Source organism: Sorangiineae bacterium MSr11367, assembly GCA_037157805.1.
Taxonomy (GTDB): Bacteria; Myxococcota_A; Polyangia; order Polyangiales; family Polyangiaceae; genus Pendulispora; species Pendulispora rubella.
In genome coordinates, this window is the sequence record CP089983.1 from 3,502,043 (window position 1) to 3,516,271 (window position 14,229).

Genomic DNA, 14,229 nt, shown 5'->3' on the forward strand with positions numbered 1-14,229 from the left:
GCCTCTCGAACCGGAGCTACCAGCCCTGAAGGCCCGCCCCGTACGGATACAATGGATTCCCATAGGTGCCCGGCACCGTCTGGCCTGCGTTGATGCGTGTGCGAATGTCCGCACGCTCCGCGTCGGTGGCGCCTAGATCGTACGGCAGATCCCAGCCCTCGTTGGCGTCGGCCAATACATCGGTACCGCCGGGTTTCAGCACTTGGTCGAGGCTGCGAGGCAGTTGCCAAGGCAACCGTCCGCGCGGGGTGTAGTCGCCGAAGAGCAGACTGGCGGCGGCTGGGCCCATTTCTTCGCCGCCGCGGTAGGTGACCACGATGGCGCTGGCCAGCCCTTGCCAATCGCTGATGACGTAGGGGCGGGGGAGGACCAGCAGCACGACCACGGGGACACCCTGGTTTCGGAAATTTTGGATCACGGCCAATTGCTCCGCCGGCAGGTACGGCTGCTCTTTGACCCAATTCGTGGCGTGCGTGTACGAGGCCTCGCCGACCGCCACCACGGCCAACTTGGGCGATGGGCCCGTGTCCTGATACACGTTCACACCGGCCCTTGCGGCGCGCGTCTTGATGGCGTCGAATATCGTCAGCGAGCCATATTCCTGGTGGAAATAGCTCGTCCAGATGCAGCAGGCGTTTCCGTCCGCGGCGCGCGGGCCTGCGACGACGATGTTGTCGCCCGCCGCCAAGCGCAGCGGGAGCACGCCGTCGTTCTTCAGCAAGGTCATGGCCTCGCGCGACGCGCGATTGGCCAATTCCGCATACGCGGGCGTGTGAAACCGGTAGGGGCCATTCACCGGATCGCCGTATGGATTCTCGAACAGGCCCATTTTGAACTTCAGACGCAGCACCCGCCGCACGGCATCGTCGATCCGGCTCGCCGGCACCCCTGCGAGGAAGGTCGCGATGGAATACCCTGGAGCACCGGGATCGGCGCCGCCCATGACGTCCGAGCCCGCGTTGGCCGCGCTCACCCACGCGCCGGATGGGAGCCAGTCCGTGGTGATGAGCCCCGTGTAGGCCAAATTCTGCCGCAGGTACGCCAGGATCGGCGCGCTGTTGCCCGCGCCGGGCCCACCCGGATCGAGGTACGAGCTGCCCGCGTACCCGGGCATGATGTTCACCGCGCCCGCCTCGATGGCCGCCCGAAACGGAATCATATGGTACTTGATGGTCACCGCGTCGTAGGTAATCAGCGCCTCACCGCCCGCGCCCTCACCGGGCCAATGCTTCACCGTGGCGAGGACCGATCGCGGGTTCAACTCCGGCCCGCCCTGGAGCCCCGCCACCAAGGCTCGAACTTGCGCCGCGGCCACATCGGCATTCTCGCCGCCACCCTCTTGGATGCGCGGGTAAATCACCTTCGTCCCCACCTCTGCGAGCGGCCCGAGCACACCGCGCGTGCCCACCTCCAGCTGTTCGCGGCGCTGCATGTCCGCGAGCGCATAATCCAAAGGATAATCCCGCGCCGCCGCCAACCCGCTCTGCGTCGGATACGTCGTTTGATATCCATGAATGGTATCGCCCGCGGAGATGAACGGAATACCCAGCCGCGAGCCCGACGACGCCAGCAGGTACCCATGGAGATCCTGCGCCTGCGCCGGGCCGAAGTGCCAACCCGCCCGCGGAAACACCTGCGCATTGTAAAACATCTGGTACGCCTTCTCCTCGGTGGTCATTCGACCCAGAAGGTCGCTCACCCGCGTTTCGACGGGCTGGTGCCAATCCTCGTAGGGTTGAATGGCCCCGTCTTTGTTCGAATCGCGGCAACCATCGACGATGGGTACACCGTCCGCCACCGTGCTCACCGTGGGAAGGTACACACCGAAGGTGCGAAGGTTCGACGCGCGGGTCGCGCCGCCTCCGTCCACCGAGACGACGAACCATTGGTATGTCCATCGGTCGGGCAAATCCCACGTTGGCGTGTAGCTCGTGCCCGTGGGCTCGGCCACCTTCGTATACCAATCGAGCAACCGTCCCGGTGCCGCAAAGTCATAATCCGTGCGGCTGACGTTGAGCCACACTTCGTAGCGTACGGCCCCGGGGACGCTGGCCCACGAGAGCACGGGCCGGCGCGTGTTGGTGACCATCGCGCCGTCGGCCGGAGCCGAAAGTGCGAATTGCCCGAGGTTGCCCGGGGCGCGCGTGGGGCCGGACAGCATGGGCGGCGTGCTGCTCGAGGTATCGACGCTCCCGTATACCTCGAATTCCCAAAGCGAATACCCATACGCGGTCGCGCGGGCGGTTCCGAGCATCCGCACGTAACGACCGGTGCCGCTCACCGCCAGGTTTTCGACGCCGCCTTTTCCAGTGGTCGTCGAATGAATCGGATTCCACGTCACCGCGTCGTTGGACACTTCGATGCGGTAGCCCGTGGCGTAGGCCGTCTCCCAGTTCAAGGTCACACCGGTGATGGTGGCGTTGCCCCCCAGGTCCACGGAGATCCATTGCGGATCGCTGAACTGGCTGCTCCACCGCGTGGTCGCCCTCCCATCGAGCGCCGCCCCCGGCGCGTTGCCGCCCTCCCACGACGAGGCCATCACCGGTCGAAATGGCGAAATGAGGTTCCCGGCGCTGCCCGTTCCGGTGAACACTTGGAAATCCCAAAGGGAATATCCGTACGCCGTGCCCCGTGCGGTGCCGTACATGCGCACATAGCGGCCATTCCCGCTTACGGTCAAAACTTCCGTCCCGCCAGCACCGGTGGTCGTGTTGTAGACCGTATTCCAATTCACACCATCCGAAGAGGTTTGAATCTGGTAGGCCCGGGCATAGGCGGCCTCCCAGTTCAATTGGATCCCGCAAATCGATTGATTCGAGGCCAAATCGACTTGCAGCCATTGTGGGTCGCTGAAGGCACTCGACCAGCGCGTGCCGGCATTCCCATCCGTGGCCGCGCCCGCGGAAAACGTATCGTTTTCCTGCGAGGACGACGTCGTCGGCCGATTCAACGCGGCATTGGTGGCGCCACAGACGGCCAGCGCCTTCGATTCGGCGACGCCGCTCGATGGCTCATCCTGCGCACATTGGAGAATGAAACCGACGCACAAAACCGTGAGCAGCAGGGCAGCACCACGCGCGAAGAATCGCTTCCACATGAGACGCCTCCTTGAGCTTCGACGACGAACGGCGAGCAATCGATGATGCTCGTCATCATCACAGTCAAGGGGAGCCGCACACGTTTGCGATCAGAAGCGTTACGCCGCGCAAGTCACCGCTTCTCGAACGCGAGGCGGTAATTCCCCGCCCCGTCAAGGCCACACGCGCGGGCTGCGCGGTGTGTCGAGCCGGTAATCGGAGTAGGCGCGAACGAACATTTCGCGCCCGAGTCGCTCCGCCTCGCGCACCGGATCCACCGGATCCAATTGGACTTCTCCACGCCGGTTGCCCACCCCGCGCACGACACCCACCAACTCGGAATACGTGTATCGAGAAAATTCCTGCATCTGATGAACGATGCCCAGCGACGCGCCGGGGTACGTTTCCTCGGAGGCCAACACCAGCCCGAGGCGCTTGCGTCCCATCTTTTCCAGCACCTCGGCCGAGCGTGGAGACGATGCTGCATAGTGGCAAAAGGTGCGGTCGAAAAAGGCTTTCGTCTGGGCCGACAGCCCGTACCAATAGATGGGTGAACAGAATACGACGCCGTGTGCGGGCAAAAAATCCTCGAAGAATAGCTCGGCGAAGCGATCGGCTATTTGGCATTCTCCGTTCGGGCCGCGGCAGGTGCGGCAGTCGCGCAGAAAGCTCGTGACGAAGTCGTCGATGAAGCGAACGGCGACGTCGGCCCCGGAGGATTCGGCGCCGCGTTGCACGGCCTGCGCGAGTGTGGCGGAGTTGCCCGCACGCCGCGGGCTGCCCACGAGAACGAGAAGCTTCATGCCGCGTGATGTTGCGCCCCGCTCCCTCGCTGTAAAGTAGGCACGGAAGAGTAACCACCATGATCCGCTGCAACCCCCAGCTCGAATGCCCGACGAACCTGCTCCTCGCCCTCCTGTCGGGCCCGTGGACCATGCCCATCGTGTGGAGCCTGTTCGAAGAAGGCCCCGCCCGATTCGGCGCCCTCAAACGGCGCATCACGGGCATTTCCTCCCGTCTGCTCACCGAGCGTCTGCGCATGCTGGAGGCGCAGGGCTTCGTCGATCGGCACGAGGAGAAGACCATTCCGCCGCAGGTCACCTACAGCGCCACGGAGCGCCTGCGCCGTCTCTGCCAGGCCCTGGAGGCTCTCGGCGCGGTGGCCGACGAGTGGCACGCGAACTACCTCTTGCAGCACACCTAAACGCGCGTCAAAAGTCTCATGGCCATTTGGAGATCCGTCACGTCTTCGGCGACGGGTTGCACCGGAACGAGCTCGGCAAAACGTGGTGCATCGTTGGGCAGCGCGCGGCCGTAGTCGTCGTCGAAGGCCACCACGACGCGGTGTGAAAGCCCGCCCGCGGCGAAACGGCTCGTCAGGGCGGCGGCGCCGAAGCAAAGAGAATACTCGAGCAGTGGCCGCACATCGCTCGGCGCGCGCCCTGCGGCCTTGACGATGGTGTCGAGCACGTCGCTTCGGAGGAAGTGGCGTTCCGCGCTCCAGGGATCGCGCATGAAGTCGTTCGCCGCGCGCCCTTTGGTCGCGATGGCCGCCACGTGGTATCCGGCGTAGGCGCCGCTCCCGTCGTCGATGCCGTCGAAGAGGCCGAAGACCAGCGTGTCCACCTGACGACTGGCGCGCCGCGCAACCTGATGCACACCGCGCGAAAGCTTGGCAGCGTCCTCGTCCAAATCGAGTGTCGTCAGCGGCTCGATCCACTTGGCGCCGACCCGCCGCCGTTCCCGCACGCAGATGGCCCGCCACCCCAAGGTGGCCGAGCGCGCACTCTGCGCAACGGCCACCACGTCGATGAGTGCGGCTCGGTAATCGATGGGCGGCGGACGATCCATGAACCGCCACACGTTACTACGGGCCGGGCTCCTTAATTCGAAAGAACGTCATTCGGCAAGGCTAGCTGGCGCGCGAACTCGCGCCGGCCCTTCGAGGTCACGCGCACCGCGCGGCTGACAGGTGCGTTGGCGCCTCCGCCTCGCCGCGCGATCCACTCCATGGTGAAGAGATGCCGCGTGAGCAGCGCCCCGAGCGAGCCGCCCAAGTGGTGGCGGCGCTCGGTCCAGTCGAGGCAAAATTTCCCCGTCACCGTGCGCCAGCGTGGCGCCGAAAGCCCCGATTCCTCGAACCACGCGATTCCGCGCTTGGTGAGCGCAAAGGCGCCGTCGCGCACGCGCAGAAAGCGCGCCTGCTCGATGCCCGCGAGCCACGCCACTCCCAGGCGCCCCGCGAGGTGGTGGTAACACATGCGCGCTTGCGTGAGCTCGAGCCTTGCGGGACTCTGGGGAACGCGGGCGGGCTTCGGGGGATTCAGCAGCGAGATCGCCTCGATGGCCTCGGCCACCTCTTCGCCCGCCAAACGAAAATACCGGTGCCGGCCCAACGGCTCCACGCGAAGAAGCCCGCCATCGACGAGCCGCTGCAGGTGGAAGCTCGCCGTCTGCGGCGTGATTCCGGCGAGCTGGGCCAGCTCGGTGGCGGGCCGCGCGCGATCGTCCATCAGCGAAAGCAGCATGATCACCCGCGACGGATCGCTGACGAGCTCACCGAAGTTCGCGACGTCGAAGCGTGAGGCAAGGAGGACCAGTTCGTGGGGCACGCCGGGTATTATAGCGCCCCGCCGGCACGGACACTTCGATGGCCATCGAAACGTCGGGGCTTGGAAGGTTCACGGAAGCGCGAACGCCACCAGGTAATCACCCGGCGGGCGCGAGAGGTAGGTGCTACCGCCCGCCGCAATCACGACGAACTGTTTGCCGCTCGGTGCGCGGTACGTCATGGGCGTGGCCTGTCCGCCGGCGGGAAGGTCGGCGCGCCATAGCTCTTTGCCGGTCTCGATGTCGAAGATGCGAATGCGGTCGTCCATCGTGCCCGCCACGATGACCAGCCCGCCGTCGGTGACGATGGGGCCGCCCAGCAGCATGGAGCCCCATTTCTCGGAGCCGGGAATCAGCTTGGCCTCCGCGAACTGCCCAATGGGCACGTCCCAGCGGATGCCGCCGGTGGCCAGGTCCACGGCCACCAATTTGCCCCAGGGCGGCGGGGTGCAAGGAAAGCCGATTTCGAGCCCGCGCGGAACGCGCCGACCGACTTTGTAGGGCGTGCCAACTTGCTCGTAGATCATCTCCCCGGGCAGCGGAATGTACAATTCGTTGCGCGGAATCACGCGCACGATGTCGGCCACGCGGTTCACACTGGTGATCAGCAATCCGCGCGCTTCGTCGACGGCCATGCCGCCCCAATGGGCGCCGCCGATGGGGCCGGGAAACTGGATCGAGCTGCCCCGGCTGGCCGGCGTGAACAGTCCCTCGGAGCGCGCACTGGCCAGAAGCCCGCGGCAATATTGGCGGTCGAGCAAGGTGAGCCCGAAGGCGTCGTCCGGAGTGACGTGCGTGTCGCCCACGAGGTTCGGTGTCAGGCTCGGAAAAGGCTGCGTCGGCGAGGCCGCCTCGCCGGGAACGTCGCTCGCCGGCACCGGGCGCTCCTCCACCGGAAAAATGGGGATTCCCGTATCGCGATTCAGAAAGAACAGATGGCCCGGCTTCGTTGCCACGGCAACGGATGGAACGAGCGCGCCGTCGCGTGGAATCGCGGTCAGCAAGGGGGGCGACGCAATGTCGTAATCCCATATGTCGTGGTGAACGACTTGGTACGCCCAAACGAGGGCCCCGGTCGAGGCGCGCAGCGCCACCAGCGAATTGGCATGCGGCCCCGGGCCCTTGCGCAATCCACCATAGTAATCCGGGGCAGGGGAGCTCGTGGGCAAAAAGACCAAGTCGCGCTCAGCATCCACGGCCATCAGGCTCCACACATTGCCCGCTCCGGCGCGTGCCACCTCTTCGTGCGACCAGGCCTCGTACCCTGGATCGGACGGCGTGCGCGGAATGGGATCCCACCGCCACCTCTCGGCGCCCGTGCGCACGTCGAATGCCCGCACGACGCCACTCGGCACATCGACCCCGGTGCCATCGAGCACGATCGAGCCCACCACGACGACCCCGTTGACGATGGCCGGCGGCGAGGTCACCCCGTAACGCCCCGGCGTGACGTTCGCGAGCCCCGTCGTGAGGTCCACGCTGCCGTTTTGCGCGAACCCCGCGCACCGCCGCCCGGTCATCGCGTCCAGGGCCATCAAGCGCGCATCGAGCGTGCCCAGGAAAATGCGCCGCTTGCGCGGTGCCGTCTCGGGCGCCGACGCGTCCTCCCAGGCGGAGACGCCCCGCGACGTGAGCCCCGTGGGACGCGGCACCGAGATGTCGAGCCCTGGATCGAAGGTCCAACGCGGCTTGCCATTTTCGGGATCGAGTGCGAGCACGCGGTTGAAGCCCGTGCTCACGTAAAGCGTATTCCAAAGGTAAATCGGTGTTGCCTGGAAGGTGCTTTTGTTCGGCTGGAAGATCCCCTGGGCAAGGTCGCCCGTGCGGTACGTCCAAACCGGCTGCAAACGCGCCGCGTTACTTCGATCAATTTGCGCCAGCGGCGAATGCCGTGCGCCGCCGGGATCGCGCCCGTACCCGGGCCACTCGCCCTCGGCAACGAGGGGTGTTTCGCGTGTCGAAATCGCATCTTCCGGCGATTCCAACGAGGCTTCCCTGCAACTCGATCCGACCCCGAGCGCAATCGCGCCCATGGCAAGCGTGCACGCCGTATTCCGCAAGTTCATAGGAATACGGCGTTACTACCTTCATTATTCGAAGAACGCTACGCCCGCGTGGCTGACAATCGAGCCATCCTCTTTGTCGACAGTCTGTTCGTAATGCAAGAGCTGCGCATACGCGGCGCCGTTGCCGCGGCCATGCCCATTCCCATTTGCGAGGCCATTCCCGTTGCCATTCCCGATTCGGCCGGCGTGTTTGCCATTCGTGCGCGTCTTCGCGTGGCCATTGGCACTTCGCACTTTGGCCTTGAGGGATGCCGTCTTCGCCGGAAGAGACTTGAGCAGCGCGTAAATGGGCGCGAGCCCGCACACGCGGCGTGTATCGAGATCGCGCGCCACGTCTTCCCAGAAGGCGCTGGGATCGCGCTCGATGGCCCGTGCCAGCGATTCGCGGTCCGTCTTTTCCAAGTGGGCGCGTTCGCGCTCGTTCATCGCCTGCGCATCGCCAAACCTCGGGCCAACGTGCGCGAGATCCGCACCCGCGATGAGGACCACCCGGCCCGGCCGGCTCTCGACGAGGTTTCGCACCCCGTCGAGGAAGGCCTCCACGTGCGTGTCCTCGGAGGGATCGCCACCGTTGGCTTGATGTTCTCCCAACCCCGCGAGAATGGGCACGATGCGAATCGGCTTCTCGCCGAGCAGGTGCTTCAAAAAGACGACTTGGAACTCCAGCGAGTGCTCCCGCTTGTGGTTGAACTGATCCGCATACGGATCGAACCGCGCCGCGCCGGCCAATTGATCGATGGCCTCGAAGTCCGCCGAAACGGCACCCAGCGGCGTGTCGAACGTCTTTCGACAGAGCGCGAACGGCTCGCGCATCGGCGCGTGCGATGTGCCAAAGACGATGAACGTGTCCGCCTCGGGAGGCAGCCGGGAGGCCAGCGCAGAGTAGGCCTGCCCATACCCCAACGCCCCGCGCCAAGGATCGATGTGCGGTGCCACCAGCCCGACGATGCTCCGACCGTGCCCATCGAGATCGTCCAAGGTCGCGCGGCCCAAGCATTTCTCGTCGAGGTACTTGCGCAAATCCGCCGCTTCACCCAAGTACGCGCCGCCCGCATGGGCCGCCTTGCGCACCGGAGCCGTGGCAAAGTCTCGTTCGATGTTGGCGCGGGCTCGGTGATAGGTTGGGCTATCCAGAAAAAGCGCCTCGTCGAGCTCATCGGCTAGCTTCCGAACGAGCTCGACCGGTATCTGCACCCCAGCCTCGGCTGACGCATCGCGTGCAATGTGCTCGTACGCGTGTTCCCCGGTAAATCGCGCCACCACGGGCACCAGCGCGGGCGGGATACAGGCGTGTCCGCTCGCGATTCCATGCGTATCGCGGAGGACCAGGACCCGTCCGTGACGCGGATCGGGCACAACGAGGGTTTCAACGGACCGAAGGCGCGGGTACTTGGGCAATGTTGGCCTTTTCGCTAAAGTCTAATGTTTCGTCGCCAGAGGTAGAATGCCATTAAGGTCCGTCCAGCGCCCCATTCGAACTAGCGTTTTGCGCGGACTGAAGGACCTCCTTCTCGCTCCGATGACGACCGGGGCCGCGTACGTTTCCGTGCTCGCGATCTGGGCGGGCCAGGCGGAGGAGGAGAGTGGTCCGCGCGTGCACGAGCTGCGCACCTTCATCATGGGGCACTTCGGACCGGATCTTTACCGGTTCGCTGTTGCCATCCTGGCCGCCTCCGTGGTCATGGGCGCACTGCTAGGCCTCGTGGCCCGCTTTCTCGTGGCATGCCGCGACCGGATGGCCCGCCGGCGTGAGCGCGGGTCGTATGGCCTCGCCCTCGAGTCGTTCTGCGTCGTCGTGGCCCTGCATGCCACCTGGGTTGCGTGGACCATGTCACGCCGCCCTGCGTTGTACTCGAAGTGGTTCTACATGAAGGGTGGCTTGCGCCGCCTCGGTCAAATCGTGGTGTGCGACGTCCTCGGCCCCACCGGCGTGGCGCTCCTCGCGTGTGCGGTCCTTCTCGTGTACCTGGCGGGGCCCCGCGCCCAATGGCCTTGGTGGCCGGGGCGGCTTCGTCGCTCGGTCGGTGTTGGCGGCGCCGCAGCCATCGCCGTCCTCGCGGGCTTCCTCTTCGGCGTCACCCGCCCGCAGCCACCGCAGCTCGCCTTTCCCGCACCGAAGCCACCGACGCCTGGTCAGGCGCCCATGAACCGGTCGCAGAATGAGAAATCGATGGCCGATGAGGCCTATGAGGGCCGCAAGGCCCGAATGAACCGGTCGCAGAATGAGAAATCGATGGCCGATGAGGCCTATGAGGGCCGCAAGGCCCGAATGAATATCTTGCTGCTCGCGGCGGACTCGCTGCGTGCCGATCGCTTCAACGCGCGGACGATGCCGTACATGACGCAGCTCGCCGAGCATGCGACGGTGTTCGAGAAAGCCTACGTCTCCGTGCCGCGGACCTTCCCGTCGTGGACGTCGTGGCTCACGGGGCGCCAGCCGCACCACCACGGCATCGTCACGATGTTTCCGCGATGGGAAGACCGCACGAAGGACTTCGACGCGGCCCCCAGCCGATTTCGCCGCGCCGGCTACCGCACCATGGTCGTGACCGACTTCGTCGGCGACATCTTCTCCCGCATCGACCTCGGCTTCTCCGGGGTCGATGCGCCGGCCTTCGATCTCGTCGAGGTGATGCGCGAGAATCTCATTCAGCGCGAGACGCCGCTCCTGCCGATGCTGCACACGCGCGTCGGTCGCCGGGTCCTGCCCCTCATGCGAGAAGTCAGCGCCGCCGCCGATCCGGATTTCCTCGTCGAAGATACGCTGGACGCGTTGGATCGAGGGCCTCGCGATCAGCCTTTCTTCATGACCGTGTTCTTTGGCACGTCCCACTTCCCGTACCCGGTGCCCGCGCCGTTCCACCGGCGCTTTACGTCGCCCGACTACCGCGGACCGTACAAATACAGCTGGCCCGTGGATCTCGACGTCCCCTCCAAGGAAACCGACGAGGACATCGCGCACGTTCGCAACCTCTACGACAGCGCCGTGGCCAGCGTCGATCACGCGTTCGCGCGCATCCTCGAGGGGCTCCGCGCGCGCCATCTCGCCGAGCGCACCATCGTCGTCATCCTCGGCGACCACGGCGAGGAGCTGTTCGAATTCGGTCGCAACCTCGGCCACGGCGATCACCTGTTCGGTGACGAGCAAACGCACGTGCCGCTGGTCATCTACGATCCGCGCATCGGCACCGGCCATCGCGTTTCGCGCATTGCGCGCGCCGTCGATCTGGCGCCCACGCTCTACGAGCTGACCAACCTGGCCCAGCCCCCCGCCTCCGAGCCCATGGACGGTCGCTCGCTCGTGCCGGCCCTCACCGGCGGCGATTTGGCCCCGGTGTTGGCGTACTCCGAAACGGAAATCTGGTTCTCGGAGGAGACCGGTCTGCTCAGCCCGAACGGTCTCCGCATCCCGTACCCCGACATCGAGAACGTCACCGAGGTCGACAAGGACCACCACAGCGAGATGGTGATGCGCAAGGAGATGATGCCCACCATCATCGCCTCCAAGCACCGCATGGCACGCGACGAGCGCTTCAAGCTCGTGTACATGCCTACCCGCAAGGGTGCGAAGTACATGCTTTTCGATACGCGGGCGGATCCGAACGAGCTTCGCGACGTTTCGGCGGAATACCCGGAGGAGGCGGCCCGCCTCGGGGCCGAGCTGCGCGCGTACATCTTGCGCGATCCGAGCCTGACGATGCGCAACGGTGTGGCCGTTCCGCGCGACGCCTTGAGCACGGCGCGTCCGGAGGTTTCCGGCTCGCCGGGACAGACGTTGAACGCAGGGGTTTCCCTTTGAGTTCGTGGTTCGGGTCGACGTGCTTGGGCGTGGTGCTCGCGGCCTCGGGCTTGGCCGTCGTCCATCGCTACGGCACCCGCGCCGAAACCGCGCTCGTTCCGCGAATCGATGCCGTGGCGCCCTCCAAGGTGGCCCCCAAACCGGTGGCCGTGGGCGAGGCCTACCAGGCGCGCACCCGCTTCGTGTCCGCCCTCGGCGACGCCCGCCTCGACGTCCCCAACGCGAAGATGGGCCTCTCCATGCTGAAGCCGCACTGGCGCAAGATGGGGGTGCCCTTCGCGTCGCTGTCGGACGACGCGCGCAAGCTGGCCATGAGCATCGTGCTGCGCACCAGCGCCCACGAAGAGGCCTGGAGCACCAAGACACCCAGCGGCGGCAACTGGATGCCCAACGCGCGCGTCTGGAACATGAACGAGGGAAGCTTCGATCAGCGCGAGGGCATCTTCGCCCCGCCGCCTGCCACCGTGGGCTACCGCGTTCGCATCCCCCCGCACGCGGCGCTCTCGTTTTCCGCGGCCATGGTCAACCGCGCCGTCGACGATGGCGTCTTCACCGTGACCCTGGTCGACGCCGGCGGCGCCGAGCACGAGCTCTGTTCCAAACGCGTCTCCTCCGCCGAGGCGTCCGTGTGGCACGACGTCACGTGCCCCTTGGAGCCGTGGGTCGGCCACGACGTGGAATTGCGGTTCCAAACGTCGTCGGTCCCGGCTCCCCCCGAGAGGCGCCCGAAGGCCGAAAAGGCCCCCCTGAACGACGATCTCGGTCCCGTCCTCGCCACCAACCTTCCGCTCCTGGTGTGGGGCAACCCCACCTTGCTGGCCAAGGAGCTCACCAACGTCCCGTACAACGTCGTTTGGATCGTCGTCGATGCCCTGCGTCCCGACGTCATTCCAAGCTTTCACGATGACGCCGAGGACGTGAAGAAGCTCGCCGCCCCATACCCACCGCTCGATGCGCTCCTGCCGAAAATCGATGGCCTCACCCCGTCCCTCGATGCGCTCGCGCGTGCCGGCACCCGCTTCACGAATGCGCATTCCGCCGCCACGTGGACCCGTCCGGGCACCCTGGCCATGCTCGCCGGCGCCCGTGCCTCCGAGATAGGCATCGAATCGCTGCACTTCGTCCTGCACGACAGCGACATCGAGCGGTACTACTCCAGCGAGCCGCCGCTCATCTCGCGCATCCTCGCCAAGAACGGCGTCCTCCCGCGCGCGTTCGTGAACAACTTTTTCATGGCGGGTTACGCCACCGCGGGGCTCGACATGGGCTTCGAGCGGGTGGCCGACCATCGCTACCACACGCGCGACACCGCGGAGATCACCCACGATACGGTTTCCTTCATTCACGACCACGCGAGCGAGCGCTTCTTTCTCTTTTGCAACTACAACTCGCCCCACTCGCCGTGGGAGCCGCCGCAGAAGTTCCTCGACCGCGTTCCGTTGCCGCCCGCAGGCCCCTCCGACAAGCACGTGCGCCGCTACATGGCCGAGGCGGCGAAGGACGACGAGGCCATCGGCGAGGTGGTGCGCGCCCTCGACGAGGCGCATCTGCGCGAGCGCACGCTCATCGTCGTCACCGCGGATCACGGCGAGACGCTTTCCTCGGCGCACGATGGCGTCACCTCGCTCGACGAGCTTCCGGTGCGCTTCCACCACGCCGCGGGCAACTACGAGGAGACGAGCCGCATTCCCATTCTTGCCGTCCTCCCCGGCGTGATCCCCGCCAACAAGGCGGTCACCGAGCGCGTTCGCAGCATCGACATTGCCCCCACCGTGCTCGAGCTGCAAGGCCTCACGCCGCCCACGCGCATGTCCGGCCGCTCCCTGGTGCCGCTCATGGGCGGCGCCAAAGAGGACGAGCGCGTGGTCCTCACCGAGGGACGTGCCACGCGCGGGCTCATGGTGGGGCGCTACCGGCTGCTCGCGCGCGAAGGCAAGGCGCAGACGACGCGCCAGGGTGACAAACTGGTGACGGCGAGCGAGGAGCTGTTCGACCTGGAGGACGATCCGGGCGAGCGCCATGACATCGCCCCCGGCCGTCCCGACCTGGTCGCCGAAATGCGGGCCCGCCTCGCCGCCGCCGAGAAAAATGTCGCGGTGGCCGGCGCCGAGTCGGTTTCGCGAAAGGAAGGCAAGGACGGCCTCGTGCCCTTGCATCTGCGCTTCGTCGGCGGCGGCGCCGTGCACCGTGTGAGCGGCACCTTGCAGGCGGCCGGCGTGGCGGCGGCATTTCGCGTGGAGCCCGTGGGCATCGCGCGCGAGGTCATCAAGGTCGAGGGGCCGCGCGTCGAGTTCGGCTTTTCCACGGTTCCCGATGGTGCGGTGGGCTTCGACCTGCGCGTCGAACCCGCCGATGCGAAGCTCGCCTGGGACCTTTACCTCGACGACCGAGCATGGCCGGCCGATCGCTTTTTCGCGGGCCCGCTGGGCTTGTGGGAGGCCAGCCTGGAGCATGGAATCACCACCGACGAAGCGCGTTCGGCGATCGTCTCGAGCTCCCTGCCGGTCATCAACTTCACGCGCGATCTCGGCCTGTTCGTCACGTACTCCGGCGCGCGGAACGAAGGCGGCGGTCTCGTGGCGGCGGGGGCGAGTGCCGAGGAGATGAGCCGGGTACTTCGAGCCTGGGGATACACTGCCAGGACCGGAGGATCCGGGGTTCGTGCGAAGTAAGGGTT

General features: G+C 66.2%; 9 protein-coding genes. 3 read left to right on the forward strand and 6 right to left on the reverse strand.

Translation table 11 applies throughout. From position 1 onward, the window contains the following. Positions 1 to 16: 16 nt before the first annotated feature. Together LVJ94_14035 and LVJ94_14040 are read right to left on the reverse strand one after the other, a co-directional pair. Positions 17 to 3,097 carry a discoidin domain-containing protein gene (locus tag LVJ94_14035; GenBank protein ID WXB08352.1) on the reverse strand — a complete coding sequence of 1,027 codons (3,081 nt, stop codon included), beginning with the start codon at positions 3,095 to 3,097 and terminating at the stop codon, positions 17 to 19. Between the two features lie 153 nt (positions 3,098 to 3,250). Next, a complete protein-coding gene (locus LVJ94_14040; protein WXB08353.1) occupies positions 3,251 to 3,880 on the reverse strand; it encodes a flavodoxin family protein in 630 nt (209 codons plus the stop codon). A 59-nt stretch (positions 3,881 to 3,939) separates the two neighbouring features. On the opposite strand from LVJ94_14040, the gene LVJ94_14045 reads away from it, so the two are divergent. Beyond that, positions 3,940 to 4,281 (forward strand): helix-turn-helix transcriptional regulator, encoded by a 342-nt coding sequence (locus tag LVJ94_14045; GenBank protein WXB08354.1) that lies wholly within the window; start codon positions 3,940 to 3,942, stop codon positions 4,279 to 4,281. Here the strand turns inward: LVJ94_14045 and LVJ94_14050 are convergent. The 4 genes from LVJ94_14050 to amrB all read right to left on the reverse strand — a co-directional run bounded on the left by LVJ94_14050 (position 4,278) and on the right by amrB (position 9,109). Then, positions 4,278 to 4,928, reverse strand: a complete 651-nt coding sequence (locus LVJ94_14050) for a hypothetical protein (protein WXB08355.1) — start codon at positions 4,926 to 4,928, stop codon at positions 4,278 to 4,280. The two genes, LVJ94_14045 and LVJ94_14050, sit on opposite strands and share 4 nt — an antisense overlap. Positions 4,929 to 4,960: 32 nt before the next feature. Beyond that, entirely contained in the window at positions 4,961 to 5,689 is a 729-nt protein-coding gene (locus LVJ94_14055; protein WXB08356.1) for a winged helix-turn-helix domain-containing protein, read from the reverse strand. A 69-nt stretch (positions 5,690 to 5,758) separates the two neighbouring features. Beyond that, positions 5,759 to 7,753, reverse strand: coding sequence for a pyrroloquinoline quinone-dependent dehydrogenase (locus LVJ94_14060; GenBank protein WXB08357.1), 1,995 nt, complete (start codon positions 7,751 to 7,753; stop codon positions 5,759 to 5,761). Between the two features lie 24 nt (positions 7,754 to 7,777). After that, positions 7,778 to 9,109 (reverse strand): AmmeMemoRadiSam system protein B, encoded by a 1,332-nt coding sequence (gene amrB, locus LVJ94_14065; GenBank protein WXB08358.1) that lies wholly within the window; start codon positions 9,107 to 9,109, stop codon positions 7,778 to 7,780. Between the two features lie 163 nt (positions 9,110 to 9,272). On the opposite strand from amrB, the gene LVJ94_14070 reads away from it, so the two are divergent. Beyond that, positions 9,273 to 11,552, forward strand: coding sequence for a sulfatase-like hydrolase/transferase (locus LVJ94_14070; GenBank protein WXB08359.1), 2,280 nt, complete (start codon positions 9,273 to 9,275; stop codon positions 11,550 to 11,552). Continuing rightward, positions 11,549 to 14,224, forward strand: coding sequence for a sulfatase-like hydrolase/transferase (locus tag LVJ94_14075; protein ID WXB08360.1), 2,676 nt, complete (start codon positions 11,549 to 11,551; stop codon positions 14,222 to 14,224). The genes LVJ94_14070 and LVJ94_14075 overlap by 4 nt, the downstream gene beginning before the upstream one ends. Positions 14,225 to 14,229: the final 5 nt, after the last annotated feature.